Annotated in this window: 23 protein-coding genes; 7 read left to right on the forward strand and 16 right to left on the reverse strand. The window is 59.4% G+C overall.

Annotated elements, in window-relative coordinates:
- Positions 1–103: 103 nt before the first annotated feature.
- Positions 104–571, reverse strand: coding sequence for a ferritin-like domain-containing protein (locus ACYZTZ_RS21430; RefSeq protein WP_461999638.1), 468 nt, complete (start codon positions 569–571; stop codon positions 104–106).
- A gap of 203 nt (positions 572–774) precedes the next feature.
- On the opposite strand from ACYZTZ_RS21430, the gene ACYZTZ_RS21435 reads away from it, so the two are divergent.
- Positions 775–1,011, forward strand: a complete 237-nt coding sequence (locus ACYZTZ_RS21435) for a DUF3820 family protein (protein ID WP_007949456.1) — start codon at positions 775–777, stop codon at positions 1,009–1,011.
- Between the two features lie 36 nt (positions 1,012–1,047).
- The gene (locus ACYZTZ_RS21440) at positions 1,048–2,229 is read left to right on the forward strand and encodes an aminotransferase class V-fold PLP-dependent enzyme (RefSeq protein WP_461999639.1); all 1,182 of its coding nucleotides are present in this window, start codon (positions 1,048–1,050) and stop codon (positions 2,227–2,229) included.
- Between the two features lie 2 nt (positions 2,230–2,231).
- Here ACYZTZ_RS21440 and ACYZTZ_RS21445 read toward each other — a convergent pair whose 3' ends face one another.
- The 4 genes from ACYZTZ_RS21445 to zwf form a co-directional block, all read right to left on the reverse strand.
- On the reverse strand, positions 2,232–2,957 hold the full coding sequence (locus ACYZTZ_RS21445) for an intradiol ring-cleavage dioxygenase (protein WP_461999640.1): 726 nt from the start codon (positions 2,955–2,957) through the stop codon (positions 2,232–2,234).
- A gap of 168 nt (positions 2,958–3,125) precedes the next feature.
- Positions 3,126–3,791 (reverse strand): bifunctional 4-hydroxy-2-oxoglutarate aldolase/2-dehydro-3-deoxy-phosphogluconate aldolase, encoded by a 666-nt coding sequence (locus ACYZTZ_RS21450; protein WP_008151112.1) that lies wholly within the window; start codon positions 3,789–3,791, stop codon positions 3,126–3,128.
- Between the two features lie 17 nt (positions 3,792–3,808).
- Positions 3,809–4,522: a 6-phosphogluconolactonase gene (gene pgl, locus ACYZTZ_RS21455; protein ID WP_461999641.1), complete on the reverse strand. Its 714-nt coding sequence runs from the start codon at positions 4,520–4,522 to the stop codon at positions 3,809–3,811.
- A complete protein-coding gene (zwf, locus tag ACYZTZ_RS21460; protein ID WP_461999642.1) occupies positions 4,509–5,978 on the reverse strand; it encodes a glucose-6-phosphate dehydrogenase in 1,470 nt (489 codons plus the stop codon). The genes pgl and zwf overlap by 14 nt, the downstream gene beginning before the upstream one ends.
- Before the next feature lie 239 nt (positions 5,979–6,217).
- On the opposite strand from zwf, the gene ACYZTZ_RS21465 reads away from it, so the two are divergent.
- Positions 6,218–7,078, forward strand: a complete 861-nt coding sequence (locus ACYZTZ_RS21465) for a MurR/RpiR family transcriptional regulator (RefSeq protein ID WP_173667542.1) — start codon at positions 6,218–6,220, stop codon at positions 7,076–7,078.
- Between the two features lie 95 nt (positions 7,079–7,173).
- On the opposite strand, the gene ACYZTZ_RS21470 is transcribed toward ACYZTZ_RS21465, so the two are convergent.
- From ACYZTZ_RS21470 to edd, 11 genes are all read right to left on the reverse strand, one after another.
- On the reverse strand, positions 7,174–8,028 hold the full coding sequence (locus tag ACYZTZ_RS21470; RefSeq protein WP_008151105.1) for a D-hexose-6-phosphate mutarotase: 855 nt from the start codon (positions 8,026–8,028) through the stop codon (positions 7,174–7,176).
- A 108-nt stretch (positions 8,029–8,136) separates the two neighbouring features.
- Positions 8,137–9,483, reverse strand: a complete 1,347-nt coding sequence (locus ACYZTZ_RS21475) for a carbohydrate porin (RefSeq protein WP_461999643.1) — start codon at positions 9,481–9,483, stop codon at positions 8,137–8,139.
- Between the two features lie 91 nt (positions 9,484–9,574).
- Positions 9,575–10,735, reverse strand: coding sequence for an ABC transporter ATP-binding protein (locus ACYZTZ_RS21480; RefSeq protein WP_461999644.1), 1,161 nt, complete (start codon positions 10,733–10,735; stop codon positions 9,575–9,577).
- A 4-nt stretch (positions 10,736–10,739) separates the two neighbouring features.
- Positions 10,740–11,585: a carbohydrate ABC transporter permease gene (locus tag ACYZTZ_RS21485; RefSeq protein ID WP_046049483.1), complete on the reverse strand. Its 846-nt coding sequence runs from the start codon at positions 11,583–11,585 to the stop codon at positions 10,740–10,742.
- Entirely contained in the window at positions 11,578–12,486 is a 909-nt protein-coding gene (locus ACYZTZ_RS21490; protein ID WP_007902369.1) for a carbohydrate ABC transporter permease, read from the reverse strand. The genes ACYZTZ_RS21485 and ACYZTZ_RS21490 overlap by 8 nt, the downstream gene beginning before the upstream one ends.
- 166 nt (positions 12,487–12,652) lie before the next feature.
- Positions 12,653–13,960 carry an ABC transporter substrate-binding protein gene (locus tag ACYZTZ_RS21495; RefSeq protein ID WP_461999645.1) on the reverse strand — a complete coding sequence of 436 codons (1,308 nt, stop codon included), beginning with the start codon at positions 13,958–13,960 and terminating at the stop codon, positions 12,653–12,655.
- A gap of 117 nt (positions 13,961–14,077) precedes the next feature.
- Positions 14,078–15,337 carry a D-mannose isomerase gene (locus ACYZTZ_RS21500; RefSeq protein WP_461999646.1) on the reverse strand — a complete coding sequence of 420 codons (1,260 nt, stop codon included), beginning with the start codon at positions 15,335–15,337 and terminating at the stop codon, positions 14,078–14,080.
- Between the two features lie 312 nt (positions 15,338–15,649).
- Entirely contained in the window at positions 15,650–17,119 is a 1,470-nt protein-coding gene (locus ACYZTZ_RS21505) for an ATP-binding protein (RefSeq protein WP_461999647.1), read from the reverse strand.
- Positions 17,109–17,840 carry a response regulator gene (locus ACYZTZ_RS21510; RefSeq protein ID WP_008155851.1) on the reverse strand — a complete coding sequence of 244 codons (732 nt, stop codon included), beginning with the start codon at positions 17,838–17,840 and terminating at the stop codon, positions 17,109–17,111. Before ACYZTZ_RS21510 ends, ACYZTZ_RS21505 begins: the two co-directional genes overlap by 11 nt.
- A 194-nt stretch (positions 17,841–18,034) precedes the next feature.
- Complete coding sequence (locus ACYZTZ_RS21515; protein WP_461999648.1) at positions 18,035–18,994, reverse strand: glucokinase; 960 nt, start codon at positions 18,992–18,994, stop codon at positions 18,035–18,037.
- Complete coding sequence (gene edd / locus ACYZTZ_RS21520; RefSeq protein ID WP_008155848.1) at positions 18,991–20,817, reverse strand: phosphogluconate dehydratase; 1,827 nt, start codon at positions 20,815–20,817, stop codon at positions 18,991–18,993. Before edd ends, ACYZTZ_RS21515 begins: the two co-directional genes overlap by 4 nt.
- Before the next feature lie 220 nt (positions 20,818–21,037).
- On the opposite strand from edd, the gene gap reads away from it, so the two are divergent.
- The 4 genes from gap (at position 21,038) to ACYZTZ_RS21540 (ending at position 24,231) form a co-directional block, all read left to right on the forward strand.
- Entirely contained in the window at positions 21,038–22,039 is a 1,002-nt protein-coding gene (gap, locus tag ACYZTZ_RS21525) for a type I glyceraldehyde-3-phosphate dehydrogenase (RefSeq protein WP_461999649.1), read from the forward strand.
- Between the two features lie 29 nt (positions 22,040–22,068).
- The gene (locus tag ACYZTZ_RS21530) at positions 22,069–22,533 is read left to right on the forward strand and encodes a methylglyoxal synthase (RefSeq protein ID WP_008155845.1); all 465 of its coding nucleotides are present in this window, start codon (positions 22,069–22,071) and stop codon (positions 22,531–22,533) included.
- 90 nt (positions 22,534–22,623) lie between these two features.
- The gene (locus ACYZTZ_RS21535; RefSeq protein ID WP_461999650.1) at positions 22,624–23,142 is read left to right on the forward strand and encodes an RNA polymerase sigma factor; all 519 of its coding nucleotides are present in this window, start codon (positions 22,624–22,626) and stop codon (positions 23,140–23,142) included.
- A 123-nt stretch (positions 23,143–23,265) separates the two neighbouring features.
- Positions 23,266–24,231 carry a FecR family protein gene (locus tag ACYZTZ_RS21540; protein ID WP_461999651.1) on the forward strand — a complete coding sequence of 322 codons (966 nt, stop codon included), beginning with the start codon at positions 23,266–23,268 and terminating at the stop codon, positions 24,229–24,231.
- Positions 24,232–24,295: the final 64 nt, after the last annotated feature.

Raw genomic sequence — 24,295 nt, forward strand, 5'->3', positions numbered from 1 at the left:
TGATAAACAAATTATTAGCTAGCTAACTAACATCCGTCCAGTGCTAATTCCCGGACACAAAAAAACGCCAGACTGGCTGGCGTTTTTGACAGACAACGAACGCTTACGAGCGTGCGCGCGCCTGGTTACGCAGGGCTTTTACCTGATCGTGATTACGTTGCACGCCGTGGTACTGACGCTCAACCAGGTCACGAATGCCCACCAGGTTGTGTTTGTTGATTTTTTCGATGGCTTCTTTGTAAGCCTTCAGTGCATGGTCTTCACCCCGTTCGGCTTCATTCAGCACGGCTTCTTCATCCTTGCCGGTGAACATCGATTTCACGTCGACCCAGCGACGGTGCAGGTCACCGCTGACACTGGTGGACGTTTCCGGATCGCCGCCTAGCGAACGCACCTGCGCTTGCAGTTCGGAAGCCGCAGTAGCGCAGTCCGCCGAGCGTTGCACGAACAGGGTTTTGAGTTCAGGGTGTTTGATGTCTTCAGCGCAAGTCTTGAACCCTTCCTGACCGTCTTTACTGGTTTCAATCAGGTCGTTGAGTACAGAGATGGCTTCTTTATTCATGTCAGTCATTTTCAATTCCTCGCGGGTCAATGAAAGATGCAATAGGTGTTGCACCCTGCATGCCAGCTTTGAACTGACTGCTTACTACTTATATTTCAATAACTTATCGTTTAACGCGAAATCTGTATCCGCTTTTTTTGCATGATCTGTCATTTGGCCTGCATGCAGAATGCCTGTATTTTCCAGACTGTTTGAATCAAGACGACTGATTGATGAACCCTGAAAAGCTCGAACTGTTGATTACCCGTGAAATGCCCTTTGGCAAGTACAAGGGCCGAATCATTGCCGACCTCCCCGGCCAATACCTGAACTGGTTCGCTCGGGAAGGCTTCCCCCATGGCGAACTCGGCGGCTTGCTGGCCTTGATGCAGGAAATCGATCACAACGGCCTGTCGGAGCTGCTCGAACCGCTACGCGCCAAACATGGCAAACCCGCCCCCCGCCATTGACCCGACACCCATACCTGGCCCCTGATTGAGTAGCCCATGCCCGATAACACCCGCCGCGCCCGTGATGAAGCTTTCTGGCGAACCTTTGCCGACCGATACGCGGTTGAACCCGGCCCGGTCAACCTCGAAAACGGGTACTTCGGGCGTATGTCGCGCACGGTGGTCGAGGAGTATCAGCGCAACATCGAACTGATCAATCGCAGCAACTCGGTGCACGTGCGACAACGCTTCGAACAGGGCGAAAGCCTGGAGATTCGCAAACAGCTCGCCGAGCTGGTGGGCGTACCCGCCGACACTGTCGCCCTCACCCGCAACGCTTCGGACGGTCTGCAATCGCTGATCCGCAACTACAACCGCCTGATACCGGGCGATCAGGTGCTGATCTGTGATCTGGAATACGACACGGTCAAAGGCGCCATGCGCTGGCTGGCACGTCATCGCGGTGTCGAAGTGATCGAGATCGAACACTCGCACCCCGCCAGTTTCGACAGTTTGCTGGCTACTTATCGCGAAGCTTTCGTGCGTTATCCGCGACTCAAACTGATGGCCCTGACCCACGTCACTCATCGCTCCGGGCTGGTGATGCCGGTGCAGGCCATTGCCGCAGCCGCAAGGGAACATGGCATCGACGTGATCCTCGACGGCGCCCATGCGCTCGGCCAGCTCGAGTTCGATCTCGATAAACTGGGCATCGCCTTTGCTGGCTACAACCTGCACAAATGGATCGGTGCACCGCTGACTCTAGGCTTCATGTACATCGCCCCCGAGCGCCTGGCCGACATCGACCCGGACATGGGCGAGATGCATTTCCCGGTCACCGACATTCGCGCCCGCACGCCGTACAGCACGCCCAACATCCCGGCGCTACTGACCCTGCCGCTGGTGTTCGAGGAACATCGGGCCATGGGCGGTTCCGCCGCCAAGGGCGCTCGGCTCAATTACCTGCGCAACCGCTGGGTGAACGCGGTACGCGAGTTGCCGGGGATCGACGTCATGACCCCGGACGACCCGCGACTGTATTGCGGCATCACTTCGATGCGCTTTACCCGGCATGCCGATCAACAGGCGATGGTCGAGCGGCTGCTCAAGGACTACAACCTGTTTACGGTGGCGCGCAGTGGTGCCGCGAGTGGTCCGTGCATTCGCATAACGCCGGGGCTCACCACCACGGCTGCAGATATGGATGTGCTGGCCCGGGCGTTGACCGAACTGCGCTGACGTCACACCGTGTATTTGTCGAAGTCCTCGGGCTTGATCTGCGTCGATATCGCGAATGTGTTGATGCCGATGGTCGTGTGCCCGAAGTAGCCGTCTTTATTCGAGTCGCGACTCAGGGTGTGAACGTTCAAGGTCGAAGCTTCGCCGCCCATGTTTTCATAGAAAAAGTCTTGATCGTTGGTCAGCGGCGAAACGGCCCGCCCCTGGTACTCCCTGGCGTTGAGTACCGAGCGCGAGGCCACCTCGGGAAAGTAGAGCTGACCGACCCAGGCAACATGCCGTTCTTCCAGATAGTTATTGCCTGCTGCAATGCGTACGACGACGTGAATGTGCAGGGCACGACCGGCGTAGAACCCCGGATAGATCGTGGTAAACCGCACGATGCCGTTCTTGTCCGTAAATTGCCCGCCACGCAGGTAAGTGTCGTCGTCAGTGCGCGGGATCGAACCGATGTCATCGACGTCGACTTCCTTGTCCGGATTGACCTTGCTCCAACCCGAATACGCCCCGCGTGCATTGCAATGCCAGATATCCACCAACGCGTCAGTCACCGGTTGACCGGTCATGGCATCGACAATCGTCAGCCTCAGCACCAAGGGGATGCCATCCATCCCTTCGCTGATGTTTCGTCTGATCAATTTCGGATTTCGAAAATAAGGACCGGCGATCTGTTCGGGTGAAAGCAGGTAAACCGCTGGTGAGGGTGAAACCGGAGTGTTGTCTTCCATGACGTTCTCTCTTCCATAAGATGAACGCAGGTTAGGGCGGAACGAAACCCTATGTGCGGTAATTATTTATCGCACCGCATGGTTTTCATCGGGCAAAAAAAAACGGTGCACCGACCAAGCGCACCGTAAAGCCGTAGAACACACAACGAAGTGTTTGGTAAAAGCCGATCAGTCCAGCAGCGCCAGTGCCTCGGCGGTGCATTCCTGAATGCGGGCCCAGTCGCCGTTCTTGATCCACTCGGGATCAAGCATCCAGCTACCGCCCACGCACATCACGTTTTTCAACGCCATGTAGCTTTTGATGTTGGCCGGGCTGACGCCGCCAGTCGGGCAGAATTTCACTTCGCCGAACGGGCCGCCGAGGGCCTTGATGGCCGCAACGCCGCCGCTGACTTCCGCCGGGAACAGCTTGAAGCGGCGATAACCCAGGCCATAGCCTTCCATGATGCCGGAGGCGTTGCTGATGCCTGGCAACAGCGGAATCGGGCTGTTGACGCTGGCTTCGAGCAGGTCACGGGTGATGCCCGGCGTGACGATGAACTGCGAACCGGCCGCTTCGGCAGCCGCCAGCATATTGCGATCCAGCACAGTGCCGGCACCGGTCACCAGCTCCGGACGCTGCTCGCGCAGAATCTGGATAGCCTTGAGGCCAAACTGTGAACGCAAGGTCACTTCCAGGGCTGTCAGGCCACCGGCCGCGAGGGCGTCGGCCAGCGGCAGGATGTCCTGCTCGCGAGCGATGGTGATCACCGGCAGGATCCGCGCCTTGGCGCAGAGGCTGTCGATCAGGGCAACTTTGTCCGCCATGGAAACGGTCGGGGATGGGGTTGTCATAGCGGCTGATCCTTGGTTCATGGGCACCAGTAAATCTCTAACGTAGGTTGCAGAAACGCGCGAATCGGCATGGCGGCGACATCATCACCGGCCAATGCGGCACTCAGGGTGGTCAGCTTGGACTGACCGGAAATCGATAGAACGGTGGTCTTGGCCGAGGCCAGAAGCGCGCGGCTCATGGTCAGGCGCTGATGCGGCACGGTCGGCGCCAGCATCGGGTAGCAACGACGTGTGCCGTCGGCTTTCAAGGCATCGGCCAGGTTCGGGCTGTTGGGGAACAGCGAGGCGGTGTGACCGTCGTCGCCCATGCCGAGTATCAGCACGTCGATCGGCGGCAATTCCGCGAGCAAGCGATCCGCCTGCTCGGCCGCCAGTTCAAGGTTGGCCGTGGCGCTGTACAGACTCAGGAACTGAGCCTTGGCCGCCGGGCCTTGCAACAGGTAACGCTTGAGCAGACCGGCATTGCTGTCGGCGTGTTCAACCGGCACCCAGCGCTCGTCGGCCAGGGTGACGACAACCTTGGACCAGTCCAGCGTCTGCTTGGCCAGGTGCTGGAAAAACGCCACCGGGCTGCGTCCACCGGACACCACCAGGGTCGCGGTGCCGCGCGTGTCGATTGCGTCACTCAGTTGCTTGGCCACATTCAGCGCCAGGCCTTCGGCCAGCAGCACCGGGCTTTTGAACGCATGGGCGCTGACGCCCTGAGGCAGTTTCAATTCAGATATCGCCATACCACGACCTCCCATCCCGCGTGATCAATGCAATGGAGCTCATCGGCCCCCAGGACCCGGCCGCGTACGGCTTGGGCGCATCACCGGATTTTTTCCACCCGGCGATCAACTGGTCACACCACTTCCACGCGGCTTCGATTTCATCTTTACGGACAAACAGGTTCTGATTGCCGCGCATCACTTCCAGCAACAACCGCTCGTAGGCATCGGGAATCCGTGCGCTGCGATAAGTGTCGGAAAAATTCAGCTGCAACGGACCGCTGCGCAGCTGCATGCCCTTGTCCAGGCCTTGTTCTTTGGTCATCACGCGCAAGGAAATGCCTTCGTCCGGTTGCAGGCGGATAATCAGCTTGTTGCTGATCTGCAGGCGCTGCTCGGGGGCGAAGATGTAGTGGGACGGTTCCTTGAAGTGGATGACGATCTGCGACAGCTTCTGCGGCATGCGCTTGCCGGTACGCAGGTAAAACGGCACGCCGGCCCAACGCCAGTTGCGGATATCGGCACGCAGCGCAACGAAGGTTTCGGTGTCGCTCTGGGTATTGGAGTTCGGCTCTTCCAGGTAACCGGGAACCGATTTGCCTTCGCTGTAACCGGCGATGTACTGACCGCGCACGACCTGAGTGGTCAGGCCTTCCGGGCTGATCGGCGCCAGCGCCTTGAGCACTTTGACTTTCTCGTCACGGATGCTGTCGGCGGACAGGTCGGCCGGCGGGTCCATGGCGATCAGGCAAAGCAGTTGCAGCAGGTGATTCTGGATCATGTCCCGCAGCTGTCCGGCCTTGTCGAAGTAACCCCAGCGACCTTCGATCCCGACTTTCTCGGCCACGGTGATTTCCACGTGGGAGATATAATTCTGGTTCCACTGGGTTTCGAACAGGCTGTTGGCGAAACGCAGGGCGATCAGGTTCTGGACGGTTTCTTTGCCCAGGTAGTGGTCGATGCGGTAGGTGCGGTTCTCCGGGAAGAACTGCGCCACGGCGTCGTTCACCTTGCGCGAGGATTCCAGGTCCGAACCAATGGGTTTTTCCAGCACAACGCGAGTGTTTTCGGTCAGGCCGACCTTCGACAGGTTCTCGCAGATCGCGCCGTAAACGGCGGCCGGTGTCGCGAAGTAGGCAATCACCCGCTGGGCGCTGCCGGCTATTTCGGCCAGGGCGACGTAATCGTCAGCCTTGAGGAAGTCGACGTGCAGGTAACTCAGGCGGGCCAGGAAGCGTTCGACCACGGCTTCGTCCAGCTCTTTGGCGACGACGTAGCGGCGCAGCTCGGAGGCGATAAACGCCAAATGCTGCTGCTCGCTGCCAGGCTCACGGGCCAGCGCGATAATTCGCGTGTCCTCGTGCAAGAGGCCTGCGCCATCGAGCTGATAAAGGGCAGGAAACAGCTTGCGCAGGGCCAGATCGCCGAGGGCGCCGAACAAGGCAAAGGTGCACGGTTCAACCGTAATCGAAGGCATGATGTTTGTTCTTTTATCAAGTTAAGCTACAAATACCTTTTTTCAAGGCATCACTCAAGGGAAAATGTAGTAATAACCACAACATTTTCGCAAAATACAGATTCCGAGTGGTGGACGGTCGGAGCCATCAGTAGGATAGGCCACCGTTACGGGCCCGATCAAAGTCCCAATTTGCATAGCCGGGGCCCTTATTTGCATTGCTCTCATGTTTGCGGAGCTAAGGAACATATATGGACCGCGTGCGAAATTTACTGGAACAGATCCAGAATCGCCTTGAAGACCTGAACAAGGCGGAACGCAAAGTCGCCGAAGTAATCCTGCTCAACCCAGAGCAGGCCACCCGGTTCAGCATCGCCGCCCTCGCCCAGGCCTCAAAGGTCAGCGAGCCGACGGTCAACCGTTTCTGCCGTTCGTTCGGCGTCAGCGGCTACCCGGAACTCAAGCTTCAATTGGCCCAGAGCCTGGCCAGCGGCGCGGCGTATGTCAGCCGTGCGGTCGAGGCTGACGACAATCCGGAAGCCTATACCAAAAAGATTTTCGGCAGCGCCATCGCCTCTTTGGACAGTGCTTTACAGGCGCTTGACCCGAACCTGATCAGCCGCGCCGTCGACCTGTTGATCCAGGCCCGGCAGATCCACTTCTTCGGCCTCGGCGCCTCGGCCCCGGTGGCGCTGGATGCGCAGCACAAGTTCTTCCGCTTCAACCTGGCGGTCACCGCCCACGCGGACGTGCTGATGCAGCGCATGATTGCGTCGGTGGCGCACACCGGCGAGTTGTTCGTGATCATTTCCTACACCGGCCGTACCCGCGAACTGGTGGAAGTGGCGCGTATTGCCCGGGAAAACGGCGCTTCGGTACTGGGCCTGACGGCCGAGGGTTCGCCACTGGCCAAGGCCAGCACGTTGAGCCTGAACATTCCGCTGCCGGAAGACACCGACATCTATATGCCGATGACGTCGCGGATCATTCAGCTGACCGTGCTGGACGTGCTCGCCACTGGCATGACCTTGCGCCGAGGCGTGGATTTCCAGCCGCATTTGCGCAAGATCAAGGAAAGTCTGAATGCCAGTCGGTATCCGATTGGGGATGAGTTTAATTAAAAAGATCGCAGCCTCGCTTCGCTCGACAGCTCCTACAGGTTTACACGATCCCTTGTAGGAGCTGTCGAGCGAAGCGAGGCTGCGATCTTTTGATCTTACGCCCCAACCCGCGCCTGCAAACTCAAATGCGCCCTCTCCCCCGGTGCCAGGCTCAGGCTATCGGTCCCGCCACTCGCGGCTTCCACACACACAAACTCCGAAATCTCGTTCCAGCTCACCCCCAGCAACGGCCGTGAGCCCGGATGCCAAACCACCGTGTCCGCATGGTCACCGGTATCGATGCACAACTCGCGCTGCCAGGCGTGGTCCTTGAGCTGTAATTCGCCATCATGCTGGAACACCCGCTGACAGCCACCTTCTACCCGCAACTCGCCTTCCTGATGACAAATCTGACGGTTCAACTGGTCGTAACCCTGCGCCCCGTCGAGACCAGACAGCGCTACCTCGCCGACGTCACCAATACGCCAATACGCATGCAACGCCTGACTCAATTGGCACGGCAGGCTGTCCTGATGCTCGGTACTCAGGCGCAAATCCATGCGTTCGCCCAAGTGCGCATGCAGGTCCACTTGCCAGTCGCACAACTGAAGTTGCCAGTGCAAGCGCACGCCATCGTCATCAGTGCTGCTGTCCAGCAGCTTCCAGTCGATCAGCCGTGCCCAACCATGGGACGGCCAGGCGTTTTCGCTCGGATGACGGCCATACCACGGCCAGCACACCGGAACGCCACCGCGAATCGCTCCGACCTGCGGCCACTTCGCCGCGCACCAGAGCCAGGGTTTCTGCCCCTTTGGCTGGAAGTGCAGCAACTGCGCACCCTGCCGACTGAACACCGCCTGACACAGCGGATGGTCGATCACCAGCACGTCGCGCTTCTGATAGCGCTCCCACGCAAACACCGGACGTTCGCGCAAGGATTTGAAGAAGCGTTGTAGCGGATGCTCATGCATGTGCCACGGTCCTGAAAATCACCCGGGGTGTGCAGCCCCCAAAAAAAAGCGGACAGCCAAGGCTGTCCGCAAAAATGCGCACATGGAGAGGAGCTTATCGCAACAGCGTTAGAACACCGACTGAATTTTCAGGCCGGCGACCAGCGCGTTGTCGACTTCATCAACACCACCTGGGTGAGTGATGTATTGCAGGTTAGGACGCACGGTCAGCCAGTTGGTAACGTGGAAGCCGTAGTTGATCTCGTAGTTGTACTCGGTGCTACGCAGCGGCGAGAACAGTGGATCCTCGTACTCGGTAACACCATTGGCGGCGTTGACCAGCTCGGCGTTTTTCTTCACGTCATCGTTGACATGGATACGGGCGAAACCGATCCCGACGTCATCTTTTGGACGTGCGTCGAACGGCCCCTTGTACACAAACATCAGCGACTGGTAGTTGTCGACGAAGTTGGTGTCCTTGTCGTGGAAAGTGGCGTTGGCTGCAACGTTCAGACCGCGGGACGCGTCACCGTTGTGGCTGGTGAGTTGTTGCTGCGCAACGAACCAGTAACCGTGTTTGCTATCGTGGCTGCGATAGGCGTTACCGCTGGTGGCTGCATCATTGCCGTCGGCATCCTTGCGGACGTCATCGGCGTTGGCCGTGCTTTTGTAGTAACCGACACGGTATTCGCCCGGCAGGTTATTAGGGTTCGGCAACCAGACCAGTTCGACCGGCAGGACGGTGCCGTTGGTACCACTGCCGCTGAGCTTGAAGCCGTTACCGTGCTCCAGTTGCGACGTGTTCTGGTTGTACGCGCCGATCTGCGCATAGAACTCAGGCGAGATGTTGTACTTCACGCGGACCGCAGCCTGCATGACCGGCCAGTTGTACCAGATGTTGGTGGCCCAGTTACCCGCTTGGGAACCGCAGAACGCCAGGTTCTGGAACTCGCACGGGAAGGTGTTGAAGTCCTCGCCTTCGCCGAAGTAACCGGCTTTGACGTCCAGTTTACCGTCGAGGAACTGGTGCTTGATCCACAATTGGGTCAGACGGACCATATGGCCACGGCCGTAGACTTCCTGGGACGAACTCAAGGTGCCGGCACGCGGGTCGCCGACACGGTCATTGGAGATGTTCTGACCGTTACGGTTGGTGAGCTGGATCTTGGCCTGGGTGTTATCCCAGCCCCACAGCTTTTGCAGGTCCAGTGCCACGCCCAGGCCAAACTGGTCCGCGTAACGCGCGGTCTTGTCATCATTAAACCCGCCGTGGAGGTTGCCACCCACTTCACCGACGTAGTCCATCTTGATGTCGATACCCTGCTCGATCAGCTTGGTCCGCTCGCCACCCCAATCACCGGTCATCCATTCGGAATCAGCGCTGAACGCGTCAGCCGCGTGCACGCTACCGGCCAACATCATTGCCGCAATGGCTGACAACTGGCAGATAAGCTGAGCGTTGTTCTTCTTCTTCATCCCTACATCCTCGTTTTATTGTTATTAACTGTTTTTATTTAACGCGGTGACATCCCCTGTGGGAGCGAGCCTGCTCCCACATTTTTGATCTTCAGCGGCCTTTGAACTGCGCCACATTGGCACTGTGAGTCTCGGTTTTAGGCTGACCGGCCACCCCCAGGCGCTCCCCGGTCTTGGCATCGAACAGCAGCACTTTCGATGGATCGAATTGCAGGGTCAGGGTCTCGCCCACGGCCGGTGCAACGTCCGGCGCCAGACGGCAGCAGACTTTGGTTTCGTTGAGATTGACGAACACCAGGGTGTCGGGACCGGTCGGCTCGGTGACCTGGACTTCGGCGCGAATGATCGGCAAACCATTCGGCTCGCTGCCCGCCAAAACGATCTGCTCAGGGCGCATGCCGAGGATCACTTCGCGGTCTTCAAGACCGGCATCCTGCATGCCCAATGGCAATTCGCAGCGCGCCTGACCGCTGTCGAGCAGCGCCACCAGACGACCGTCCTTGCGCTGCAAACGCAGGGGGATGAAGTTCATCGGCGGCGAACCGATGAAGCTCGCCACGAACAGGTTGGCCGGGTTGTTGTAGATGTCTTTCGGCGTACCGAATTGCTGAATGATCCCGTCCTTCATCACCGCCACTTTGTCGCCCAGGGTCATGGCTTCGATCTGGTCGTGGGTCACGTAGACCGTGGTGGTTTTCAGGCGCTGGTGCATCAGTTTCATTTCGGTGCGCATCTCGACGCGCAGCTTGGCGTCGAGGTTGGACAGCGGTTCGTCGAACAGGTAAATCTTCGGCCGCCGCGCCAGGGCACGGCCCATCGCCACGCGCTGTTGCTGGCCACCGGAGAGCTGGCCGGGTTTACGGGCGAGCAAATGTTCGATCTGCAACAGCTTGGCCACGCGAGCGACTTCTTCGTCGATTTCGGCGGCGGGCATTTTGCGAATCTTCAGACCGAACGCGATGTTGTCGCGCACGCTCATCGTCGGGTACAGCGCGTAGGACTGGAACACCATGGCGATGTCGCGATCTTTCGGGCTCATGCCGCTGATGTCGGCGTCGTCCACCAGGATCGCGCCGCCGCTGATGTTTTCCAGACCGGCGATGCAATTCATCAGCGTGGATTTACCGCAGCCCGACGGGCCGACCAGAATCAGGAACTCACCGTCATCGATCTTCAGTTCGATGTTTTTCAGGGTGTCCGGCAAACCGGCGCCGTAGGTCTTGTTGACGTTGCGTAATTCGAGAGTTGCCATTGTTCTACCCCTTGACCGCGCCGGACGTCAGCCCACGCAGGAAATACTTGCCAGCGAATATGTAGACCAGCAGTGTCGGCAGCCCGGCGATCATCGCGGCGGCCATATCAACGTTGTATTCCTTGGCCCCGGTGCTGGTGTTGACCAGGTTGTTCAGGGCCACGGTAATCGGCTGGGCATCGCCACTGGCGAAGACCACGCCGAACAGGAAGTCATTCCAGATCTGGGTGAACTGCCAGATCAGGCAGACCATCACGATCGGGATCGACATCGGCAGCAGGATCTTCCAGAAAATTGTGAAGAAGCCCGCGCCATCAAGGCGTGCAGCCTTGACCAGCGCATCCGGAATACTCACGTAGTAGTTGCGGAAGAACAACGTGGTGAACGCCAGGCCGTAGACGATGTGCACCAACACCAAACCGGTGGTGGTGTTGGCCAGACCGAGTTTGCCGACGGTGAACGAGGCTGGCAGCAGCACGGTCTGGAACGGCAGGAAGCAGCCGAACAGCAGCAGACCGAAGAACAGTTGCGAACCCCGGAAGCGCCACATCGACAGCACGTAACCGTTCATGGCTCCGATGAACGTGGAGATCAGAACCGCCGGCACGGTGATTTTCACCGAGTTCCAGAAGTAGCCCCCGACGACGTCCCAAGCCTTGATCCAGCCGATGCCGTCAATCACTTGCGGCCAGCTCAGCAGGTTGCCGGTGCGGATGTCTTCCGGGGATTTGAAACTGGTCAGCAGCATCACCACCAGCGGGATCAAATAGATCGCGGCGGCCAGCAACAACGTTGCGTAGATTGCGATGCGGCTGAAGCTGATGCCCGGTTTGCCAAGTTGATTACTCATGGCGTTTGCCTCGCAATTCGGAGTACAGGTACGGCACCAGAATCGCCAGGATCGCGCCGAGCATCATCATGGCGCTCGCCGAACCAATGCCCATCTGGCCACGGCTGAAGGTGAAGGAATACATGAACATCGCGGGCAGGTCGGACGAGTAGCCCGGGCCGCCAGCGGTCATTGCCGCCACCAGGTCGAAACTCTTGATCGCGATGTGCGCGAGGATCATGAAGGCGCTGAAGAACACCGGGCGCAGGCTCGGCAATACGATCTTCAGGTAGATGGTCGGCAGGCTCGCACCGTCGACTTGCGCGGCACGGATGATCGATTGATCGACACCACGCAGGCCGGCCAGGAACATTGCCATTACAAACCCGGAGGCTTGCCACACGGCGGCGATCACCAGGCAATACACCACGCGATCCTGATCCACCAGCCAGTCGAGACGGAAGCCTTCCCAGCCCCAGTCACGCAGCATTTTGTCCAGGCCCAGGCCTGGGTTGAGCAGCCATTTCCACGCGGTACCGGTGACAATCATCGAGAGCGCCATCGGGTACAGGTAAACGGTGCGGATGAAGCCTTCCTTGCGAATGCGCTGATCCAGTAACACCGCCAGGAACACCCCCAGCACCAGGCTGATGCCGATAAACATGCCGCCGAAGACCGCGAGGTTTTTGCTCGCGACCCACCAGCGATCGTTGTCCATCAGGCGGATGTATTGCTGCAGGCCGACCCATTTGTAGCTCGGCATGAAGCTGGAATTGGTGAAGGACAGAACGAATGTCCAGATGATGTAACCGTAAAAACCAACCAGGACGATCAGCATGCTTGGCGCCAAAACCAGTTTGGGGAGCCAGCGCTGCAGTGCGTCGAACGGTGAGGCTTTGCTGAAAACCGCCACAGAGCTCATCGGGATAATCCAGGTGAAGAAGTGAGGATCAGAGGGTGATCCCTTGTGGGAGCGAGCTTGCTCGCGATAGCGGTGTAACAGTCGACATCTCTTTTGAATGTCAGCCAGCTATCGCGAGCAAGCTCGCTCCCACAGGGGGAACTCACTCAGGTAAATGCCGCAGGGATTACTGGGCGGCTTTGACGGCCGATGCCAGTTGGGCGCTGGCCTTGGCCGGGTCAGCATCCTTGTCGTTCATGAAATTGGTCACCACATCGAAGATCGCGCCCTGCACGGCCAGGGAAGTGGCCATGTTGTGCGCCATGCTCGGTTGCAGGCCGCCAGTCTTCTCGTCTGCAAGGAAATCCTTGGCAGCCGCTTGAGCGCAGGAATCGAAGCCCAGACCGCTCATGTCGTTAAGCATGTCGGTACGCACCGGGATCGAGCCTTTGTTGATGCTGAAGACTTTCTGGAAGTCTTTACCCAGGGCGACCTTGGCCAGGTCCTGCTGAGCGGCGATGTCACCTTTGCGATCAGCCTTGAGCTTGAACACGGCCAGGGAATCGATGTTGTAGGTGAAGGCTTTTTCGGTGCCCGGGAATGGCACGCATTGGTAGTCCTTGCCCGCTACTTTCTTGGCAGCGGTCCATTCGCTCTTGGCCCAGTCGCCCATCATCTGCATACCGGCCTTGCCGCTGATGACGTCGGCGGCCGCGATGTTCCAGTCACGACCGGCGCGGTTAGGGTCCATGTAGCCGGTGAGTTTTTTCAGCTCGGTGAACGACTTGGTCATCTCGGCACCCGAGAGGGTTTTCTGATCCAGGTCTACCAGGGCTTTCTTGTAACCGTCCGCGCCCATGACCGAGAGCACCACGTCTTCAAACACGGTGCTGTCCTGCCAAGGCTGGCCACCGTGGGCGAGCGCGATGAAACCGGCGGCTTTCAGCTTGTCGCCTGCGGCATAGAATTCGGCGAGGGTGGTCGGGGCTTTTTCGATCCCGGCTTTCTTGAAGACTTCCGGGTTGATCCACAGCCAGTTGACGCGGTGAATGTTCACCGGCACGGCGACGTAGTCACCTTCGTATTTGACGGTGTCGGAGACTTTCTTCGACAGCAGGCCATCCCAGCCTTCGGATTTGGAAACGTCTTTCAGGGTATCGGTGCTGAGCAGGCCAGTGCTGCCCCACTCCTGGATGTCCGGACCTTTGATCTGTGCAACGCCCGGCGGGTTACCGGCGACGGCGCGGCTTTTGAGTACGGTCATGGCAGTGGAACCGCCGCCACCGGCGACTGCGCCGTCCTTCCAGGTGAAGCCGTCTTTTTCGACTTGAGCCTTCAGGACATCGACCGCGGCCTTTTCACCACCAGAGGTCCACCAGTGAACGACTTCCACCGAACCTTTGGAATCGGCAGCAAGCGTACTCAGCGGGAATGCAGACAGGGGAAGCAGTGAAGCGAGAGAAATGACAGTAGCGAGGCGAGAAATCGCATTCATCTAGTAGTACCTTTCTTGTTGTTATGCATGCAAGTCTGGTGCTTGCGCTGCATAGGATTCTAAACAGGAGTGATCCCTTCGCAGGTAACGAAGGGACGTTTGAATGTCACCACATGGTTACACAGGAGCGCTCTGGGATAACTGTGCCAGGGCAGTCGCCATACTCGGCGCCAGAGGCAATCGCGGGATCAATACGGCTTGCCAGGCGTGATAAAGATCAGGCTTACCAGCCCAGATATCGGCGCTTGGACGGTTTTGCGGATCAAGTTCGTGATGCCAGCTGCCGCTTTCGCGGTCAATGAAATGGCTGTCGCAGAATTCCCAAAAAAGTCGGTACCAGCTTTCGTATTGCGCATCGCCTGTGCGTTTAAGCAGCGCACTGGCGGCGGCGCTGGCTTCGCAATGGGTCCAGTGCAGACGATGGCGAACCACGGCGCGATTGTCCCAGTCGAGGGTGTAAACAATCCCCGGCGCCCCGTCGACATCCCAGCCGTGACGGCAGTTGTGGTCGAAGAGTTTCTGCGCGTCGGTGGCGAGCCAGCCCGGCGTGAGCATCCCGGCCTTAACCCGCGCCGCTTCGAGATGCAGCATCAACCGGGCCCATTCGAAACCGTGACCCGGCGTGGTGCCGAAGGGGCGGAAACCATCGGCCGGGTTGTCGTGGTTGTAGTCGCGAAGCGGCTGCCAGTCGCGGTCGAAATGCTCGACCACCAGGTAATCGTTAGCGGCCGCGTGACCGTGGATGACGCGCTCGACGATGCGCTGGGCGCGGCACAGCCAGCGGTTGTCGTCGGTGACATCGGCCAACGCGAGAAAGGCTTCGGTGGCGTGCATGTTGCTGTTGGCGCCGCGATAACTTTCCTCCTCACTCCAGTCGCGGTTGAAGGACTCGCGCATCGCGCCCTCCTCCTCGCTCCAGAAGTGCGTGTCGATGATGTCGATGGCATCGTCGAGCAAGGCCTGCGCGCCGGGACGCTGAGCGACGACCGCAGAACTGGCGGCCAAGGCAACGAAGGCGTGCAGGTAAGCGGCTTTGTCAGTGTTGCCGTCGCGATGCTCGGGGACAGCGAACCAGCCACCGTGTTCGGCGTCACGCAATGGGCCGCTGAGGGCTTTGATGCCGTGATCCACCAGCTCGGCGAAACCCGGCAGGCCCTGAATGTGAGCCATGGCGAAGCTGTGGGTCATGCGCGCGGTGTTCATGGTTTCGGCGTGGGCATTGGCCGGGAGGCAGCCCTTTCCATCAAGATTGCCGAAACCTTCGGGAAGCTTTGAAGCCTTGGCAAACGCCAGCAGGCGCAGGCCTTCGGCGGCGAGCCATTGCTGATGGCCGGGGGCGTTCAGCCAACTGCTGAACGCGGGTTGGAAGGTGTCCATGGGGTGCCTTTTTTGTTGTTATGACTGGGGGCAGTCTAAACAACGGGCGGTGGTGGGCTTGTAACGAAGGGGGCGAGTTATGTCACTGGATTGTGACAAATGATTTAGGGTTTGTGTCGGGCTCAAAAGCCACCCCTCACCCCAGCCCTCTCCCCATGGGGGAGAGGGGGAAAGGGAGCCGATCTTCATGTTCTTCAAACCTGAGTTCGACTCGGAATTTCAGGTCGATGTAGATCAAATAGCCCACACGATCAGTCCCCTCTACCCCCTGGGGAGAGGGTTAGGGTGAGGGGTGGATCTAAAGGAAGAAACTCAATCCACCGAACGAGGCAAATGCAACGTCACCCTTAACCCGCCTTCACGCAGGTTTTGCAGGCTCACTTCCCCCCCATGGCTATGCGCAATATTTCGCGCAATCCCCAACCCCAATCCATAACCCTGCTGCTGCCCGGCAAGGCGGAAGTGCGGCTCGAACACCTGCTCCATCCGCTGTTCCGGCACACCTGGCCCTTCATCGTCCACATGCAGGATGAACGCACTCTGGTCGTCATCAATGTGCAAATGCGCTTTCTGCCCATACTTCAAGGCATTGTCGATCAGGTTGCCGATGCAACGCTTGAGCGCCAGCGGCTTCCCCGGATACGCCGCCAGCGCACGCCCTTGCTGAGTAACGCGACCGTTACCGTTGGGCGCCAGATACGGTTCCACCAGACAATCAAGCACGTGATTGAGGTCCACCGGTTCGATGTTTTCGTGGATGTCGGTGTCTTTCACGCATTGCAGCGCGCCTTTGACCAGCAGCTCCAGCTCATCCAGATCACGGCCGAACTTGGCTTGCAGCGTTTCGTCCTCGAGCAATTCAACCCGCAACCGCAAGCGGGTAATCGGCGTGCGCAAGTCATGGGAAATTGCGCTGAACAACTGGCTGCGCTCGGTCAGGTAACGGCTGATGCGTTCGCGCATCGCATTGAAGGCGCGGCCGACTTCGACCACTTCACTGCCGCCGCCCTCCGCCACTGGCTCGACTTCCGCGCCGAGGGACATGTCCCGTGCTGCCCGCGCCAAACGCTTGAGCGGCCGGCTCTGCCAGTGCACCAGCAGGCCAATGAACAACAGCAAAAAGCCGCTGGTGAGCACGATGAACCAGACCTGCTGCGCCGGCAGGCCTTGTTCTTCAAGACTGGTGTAGGGCTCGGGCAACAGTGAGGCGATGTACAGCCACTCGCCCGGTGCCATCTGGATTTGCGTGACCAATACCGGCGGGTTCACCGGCTCCAGGGTCAGCGCGTAATGCGCCCAGGAGCGCGGCAATTCATCGAGTTTCAGGCCGCCATTGAAGATCCGCAGGTCTTCGGGGCTGACGAACGTCACCGAGATATCAATGTCCTGACCCAGTGACTGGCGCAGCACTTCGTCCACCGCTTTGAGCACGGCTTCCTTGCGCGGGGTGATCGGCAGCACTTCCATGCCCAAGGGTTTGTCGTTGAGCGTCACCACAAAACGGGTGCCGCCCATGCTGCGCAACTGGTCGAGTACCAATGGCCGAAACGCGACCGGCAGAGAGCGGAAGTAACTGACGCTGGCGGTCATCGAATGAGCGAGGCTTCGGGCGCTGGTGACCAGGCCTTCAAGTTGGGTGGCGCGCAGTTGCGAGACCCAGATCACGCTCGACAGCGTCTGGGCGAACAACACCGCCAACAGCGTCAGCAGCAACATCCGCCCGAGCAGCGAACGCGGCACGGGAATCCGTGCGGCGAGCTTGCGGAAAAACTCAGTGGCCATTGCTGGCAACCACATTGGCGGCCAGTTGGTAGCCGCTGCCGCGCACGGTACGGATCAGCCGCGGCGGTTTTTCGGTGTCGCGCAGGCGCTGGCGCAAACGGCTGACGGCCATGTCGACGATGCGATCCAGCGGCATCAAATCACGACCACGGGTGGCGTTGCCGATGGTGTCGCGATCGAGAATTTCCTGAGGGTGATCGAGGAACAGTTTCAGCAGCGCGAAATCGGCGCCGGAGAGAATCACTTCTTCGCCATCGATGTGGAACAGCCGATGGCTGACCATGTCCAGTCGCCAGTCATCGAAGGCCAACACTTCACTGCCGGAACGTTCCTGACCGAACTGCGCGCGACGCAACAAGGCTTTGATGCGCGCCTGCAATTCACGCGGGCTGAAGGGTTTGCCAAGGTAATCGTCGGCGCCCAATTCCAGACCGATGACGCGGTCGGCCTCGTCGGAACTGGCGGTGAGCATGATGATCGGCACCTGCGCCTGACGCGGGTGCTGACGGATCCAGCGGCAGAGGCTGAAGCCGTCTTCGTCCGGCAGCATCACATCGAGGATCACCAGATCGCTCGGCGCCTCGTTCATCGCCTGACGAAAGCCTGCACCGTCAGGCGTGGTACGAACCTGGAAGCCGGCGCGGGTCAGGTAGGTGTCCAGCAACTCGCGTATCTCTTGATCGTCATCGACCAACAAAATCGACTTGTTGACTGAGCTCACAGGGGCGGCATCCTTGTTGTTTGAATTGGGCGGATTATGCCTTAAGCACTGAATCTACAAACACTGCAGAAGCAACTGTGGAAAAACCACTGTGGGAGCGAGCCTGCTCGCGATAGCAGTTTTACATTCAACACATTGGTTGACTGACACACCGCCATCGCGAGCAGGCTCGCTCCCACATTTTTGATCGCATTTCAGGCTGGGTTGGATTGCTCCAGTGCTACCCCTGCCCCCATCAAGCCGGAATACGGCGCCGTCACCAGCCACACCGGGATGCCTTTGAAGTAATCGCTCATGCAGCCCTTGTCGGCGAAGCACCGGGCGAAACCGCTTTCGATGAAGAAATCGGCAAACCGCGGAATCACCCCGCCCACGATGTACACACCGCCACGCGCACCGGTGGTCAGCACGTTGTTGCCGGCCACACGACCCAGCCAGCAGCAGAACTGCTCGAGCACTTCCAGGGCAATCGGATCGCCGGCCAACCCGGCAGCCGTGATCGCTTCCGGTGTTTCGAGCACAGGCTCATGACCGTCCACCGCACAAATCGCCCGATAGACCCGCGGCAAACCGCTGCCGCTCAACGCCGTTTCAGCGCTGACATGGCCGATCTCATTGAAGATGTGCTGCCACAACTGAGTTTCCCGCGGACTGCTCAGCGGCAAATCGACGTGTCCGCCCTCCCCCGGCAACGCGGCGAAACGACTTTCGCCCAGATCCAGCAACGTGCCAACACCGAGGCCAGTCCCCGGGCCGATCACCACTGCCGGCCGCAACGGTTCCGGCGTGCCTTCGCAGACCACCCGAAACTCGTCCGGCTGCAAACGGGTCATGCCCAGCGCCATCGCCGAGAAGTCGTTGACCAGCAGCAGTTGATCCACCTGCAAGGTCTGGCAGAACCCCTTGCGGCTGAGTCGCCAGTGATTATTGGTGAACTTGAATTCATCGCCGCTGACGGGGCCGGCCACCGACAGGCACACCGAGCCGATTGAACCCGGCGCCAGGCCAAGCCCGCTCAGGTAGAGGGCAATCGCCTCTTCCGGGCTGGCGTGGTCGACCGTTGCCAGCACCTGGATCGATTCCAGCTGCTGGTTTTTCCACAACGCGAAACGTGCGTTGGTCCCACCGATGTCACCGACCAAAGCCAGTTTCAATTAAGCGTCTCCAGGGCAGAAGTAAAGGCGCTGGCGCCCTGCTCCGCCGAGCTGAAGGCCATGCGCATGAAACCAAACAGCTCGCGACCGCTGCCGATGTTATTGCCCAACAGGCCCTTGGCAGGTTCGCGCGCCGCGAATTCTTCGGCGTCCACCTTAAGCTCCAGAGTGCCTTTGACGCCATCGACGCGGATGATATCGCCCTCTTGCACCCGCGCCAAAGCGCCGCCCACATACGCTTCGGGGCTGACGTGAATGGCCGCCGGGATTTTCCCCGACGCACCGGACATGCGCCCGTCGGTGACCAGCGCGACTTTGAAACCGCGATCCTGTAGCACGCCGAGGAACGGCGTCATCTTGTGCAGCTCCGGCATGCCGTTGGAGCGCGGGCCCTGGAAGCGCATCACGGCGACGAAATCCTTCTCGAGCAAACCGGCCTTGAACGCATCAGCCAAATCCTGCTGATCCTGGAACACCATGGCCGGTGCTTCGACGACCTGGTTTTCCAACGCGACGGCGGAGACTTTCATCACACCGCGGCCGAGGTTGCCTTCCATCACTCGCAAGCCGCCCTCTGGCGAGAACGCGCGCGCGACTGGACGCAGGATGGTTTCGTCGAGGCTTTCGATCGGGCCTTCGCGCCAGACCAGTTCGCCGTTTTCGAGGAACGGTTCCATGGTGTAGCGGCTCAGGCCGTGGCCCAGCACCGTGTTGACGTTTTCGTGGAGCAAGCCGGCTTCCAGCAGTTCGCGAATCAGGAACGACATGCCGCCCGCGGCCTGGAAGTGGTTGATGTCGGCTTTGCCGTTCGGGTAAACGTGGCTCAGGGTCGGCACCACCTCGGAGAGGTCGGCCATGTCTTGCCAGGTCAGTTGAATGCCCGCCGCCATGGCGATCGCCGGCATGTGCAAGGTGTGGTTGGTCGAGCCGCCGGTGGCGTGCAGGGCCACGATGGAGTTGACCAGCGAACGTTCGTCGACGATTTCGCCGATCGGCATGAAGTCGCCACTCTGTTTGGTCAGACGCGTGACCTGATGCGCGGCTTCGCGGGTCAGGGCATCACGCAATGGGGTGTTCGGGTTGACGAACGAGGCGCCCGGCAAGTGCAGGCCCATGACTTCCATCAGCAACTGGTTGGTGTTGGCGGTGCCGTAAAAGGTGCAAGTGCCCGGGCTGTGGTAGGACTTCATCTCCGATTCCAGCAGCTCTTCGCGACTGGCTTTGCCTTCGGCGTAGCGCTGGCGCACGTCGGCTTTCTGCTTGTTGGAAATGCCCGAGACCATCGGCCCACCCGGCACGAAGATCGTTGGCAGATGACCGAAACGCAACGCGCCCATCATCAGGCCCGGCACGATCTTGTCGCAGATGCCGAGCATCAGCGCGCCGTCGAACATGTTGTGGGACAGCGCCACGGCGGTGGACAGCGCAATCACTTCGCGGCTCGGCAGGCTCAGTTCCATGCCCGGTTCGCCCTGAGTCACGCCATCGCACATGGCCGGGGTACCGCCGGCGAACTGACCGACGGAGCCGATTTCGCGCAGGGCCTTTTTGATCTGTTCAGGAAAGACTTCGTACGGCTGGTGCGCCGAGAGCATGTCGTTATAGGACGAAACAATCGCAATGTTCGCGGAGTTCATCATCCGCAGACTGTTCTTGTCGTCGGTGCCGCAACCGGCTACGCCGTGGGCGAAGTTGGCGCATTGCAGCTTGCCGCGCATGGGACCGTCGCTGGCAGCACCACGAATCAGTGCAAGGTAAGCCTCACGCGTGGCGCGGCTACGGGCGATAAGCCGTTCGGTGACCTCAAGGACGCGGGGATGCATGTTTAGAACTCCAGGCTAACGGATGTGGCGACCTGATTGTCTATGCTGAACAAGAGCCGTTGTCGATGGGATGACAGACGGTTTTCTTGATCGGTCGGACCAGTTGATTCAGGTCACTCGTTGTAGATTGAACAAAATATTGCCATTAAAAAGGCTTGTTTTCTATTTTTATGCGAATAATCTTGTAATTCCAACAACAAAACGACGGCGGCCCTGTTAAATGACTCTTCGAATCGCAATCAATGGTTTTGGCCGAATTGGCCGTAACGTCCTGCGCGCACTGTATACCCAAGGGTATCGCCAGGATCTGCAGATCGTTGCCATCAATGACCTGGGCGACAGCGCGATGAACGCTCATCTGCTCAAGTACGACACTGTTCACGGCACGTTCGATGCCGATGTCCAGCACGATCAGGAAAGCCTGACCGTCAACGGTGACCGTATTTCTGTCAGCGCCATTCGTAACCCGGCTGAACTGCCATGGGCTGCCGAGCTGATCGACGTCGTATTCGAATGCACCGGTTTGTTCACCGACCGCGCCAAAGCCGCCGCGCATATTACGGCCGGCGCACGCAAAGTGATCATCTCGGCCCCGGCCAAAGGCGCCGACGCTACCGTGGTGTATGGCGTTAACCACGACATTCTGCGCCAATCGCACCAGATCATTTCCAATGCGTCGTGCACCACCAACTGCCTGGCCCCGGTGGCCCAGGTGTTGCACCGCGAGCTGGGAATCGAAAGCGGTCTGATGACCACTATTCACGCCTACACCAACGATCAGCACCTGACCGACGTCTATCATGTCGATCCGTATCGTGCGCGTTCGGCCACCCAGAACATGATCCCGAGCAAAACCGGCGCGGCTGAAGCGGTCGGTCTGGTGCTGCCGGAACTGGCGGGAAAACTGACCGGCATGTCAGTACGCGTGCCGGTGATCAACGTGTCGCTGGTGGACCTGACCGTGCAACTCAAACGCGAAGCGTCGGCCGATGAAGTGAACGCGCTGCTGAAAGAAGCCAGCCAGCACTCGAAGATTCTCGGTTACAACACCCTGCCGCTGGTCTCCAGCGACTTCAACCACAACCCGCTGTCGTCGATCTTTGACGCCAACCACACCAAGTCCAGCGGCAAGCTGCTCAAGGTACTGGCCTGGTACGACAACGAATGGGGTTTCTCCAACCGCATGCTCGATAACTGCCTGGCGCTGTGCAACGCTGAATAACCCGCTGTGAAAAAGCAGGAGCAGCACCGATGATCGGTATCAGCTTTACGCAAAAGACCATGGCAGCGCGCAAGCGTATTGCCTTGGTCGCCCATGACCACTGCAAAGTGTTTTTGCTGGACTGGGCCGAGCGGCAGAAAGACAGGCTCGCACAGCATGAACTCGTCGCCACTGGCACCACCGGGTTGTTGTTGCAACAACGCCTGGATTTGCCTGTGGAGAGCATGATCAGCGGCCCATTGGGCGGCGACCAGCAACTCGGTGCGCGAATCGCCGAGCAGCGGGTCGACATGCTGGTGTTCTTCTGGGACCCGTTTGAACCACAGCCGCACGACCCGGACATCAAGGCGTTATTGCGAGTTGCGGCGGTCTGGAACATTCCGGTGGCCTGCAACGAATGCAGCGCCGACTACCTGCTGAGCAGCCCGATGATGGAGCAGGCGCACGAACATCGGATCCCCGATTACGCGACCTATCTGCTGGGCCGTGCCTAGCCCTTCGCAAATCAGCTTCACAAATCAATACTTGACCACTCGAGCGGATGATAAGCATTATCATTCGCTCGAAATGGATCAGGTCCTCCCGTGAGTCAATCTCGCTTCAATCACGTCTTCATCGCCCAGCGAGTCTCTCTGCTGCGCACATTGGAGCGGATGGTCAACAATCACAGCACCGCCGAAGACCTCTTGCAGGAGACCTACCTGCGAGTGACCCGGGCGCTCAGTGAGCGGGCCATCGATCACCTTGAACCCTTCGTTTTCCAGACCGCCCGCAACCTGGCGCTGGACCATTTGCGTGCGCGGCGAATCCAGTCCCGCACGATGCTCGACGACGTGCCGCTGGACGTGGTGGAAAGCGTCGTTGCCCCCGCCAGCAGTGCCGAGGACGCCGCCCATGCCGAACAATTGCTTGAGCGCTTGAACGTGAGCCTCAATGAACTCAGCGCCCGTCAGCAGCAGATTTTCATCCTCAGCCGTCTGCACGGGCACAGCTATCTGGAGATCGCCGAGAAGCTTGGCGTGTCATTGAGCACGGTGCAAAAGGAGCTGAAATTGATCATGGCGATCTGCATCGGCGTGGCCGAACGGTTAAACGGCGACTGAATCTGTAGGTTTATTCTCTATGCGTGAGGATGAACTGCACTGACTATCGGGCTTTGCTACCCTGCCCCACTTTCAAGCTTCACTAAAAAAACAGCGGTGCCAAGACACTGCCGAGGAAACACCGTGACGGACACCCACCGCTCCCTTCCGCCCTCCCCGGCGCGGGACTCCGCAAGCGCGATGGACCAGGCCCTGGACTGGCTGATCGTGCTGGACAGTCCGAGCGAGGAACAGAGCCGACAGTTTCACGACTGGCTCGCCGCCGATCCGTTGCATGCCGAGGCGTTTGCCAAGGCTCAGGCGATCTGGGAGGGCCCGCAGGTCGTGCAATGCGCGCAAAGCCTGGCCGCCCGGCCGCCGAAAGTGACCGTCCTGTCGCGCCTGCGACCGCACTGGAAACCCTTGGCCACCGCCGCCGTGCTGATCCTCGGTTTGTTCAGCTTCAGCAATCTGCCGATTCGCCTGCAGGCTGATCACCTGACCGTGGTCGGTGAACGCCAGCGTCTGCAACTGGAGGACGGCTCGAAGGTTCTGCTCAATACCAATTCGGCGTTCTCCAGCACCATCAACGATCAACAGCGCGTGGCCCGTTTGTATCAGGGCGAGGCATTTTTCGAGGTGGCGGCCAATCGCGGCCAGCCGCTGGAAATCGACGCCGGGCCGGTCACCGCCAGCGTGCGGGACACCGCGTTTGCGGTGCGCTATCTGGACGGCGTGGCACAGGTTCGGGTGCAGCGTGGGGATGTCGACTTGCGAGCGACCCGCGACGACGCGCGAATTCGTTTGTCCGCCGGAGAAAGCGTCCGCATCGGCCCCAACGGTTTCGATCGCCCCGCCAAACTCGATGCCGCGACCGACCTGGCGTGGGTCCAGGGTCGACTGGTGTTCGAAAACTGCCCGCTGAGCCAGGTGCTGGCGGAGCTGCGTCGTTACTACCCCGGCTGGATCATCAACAACAACGAGCAGTTGGCCGACATCGCCGTCACCGGCAATTACCGCCTCGACCAGCCGTTGGACGTGGTCCGTTCGCTGGCTCACATCACTTCGGCGCGGCTCCAGGAATTCCCGGCGCTGGTGATTTTGAACTAAATGAGAATTATTTTTACTCGATAGCCAAACCCCGTACGTCTCGTTATAGCCAATGCAATTGATT

The organism is Pseudomonas sp. LB3P58 (assembly GCF_054897895.1).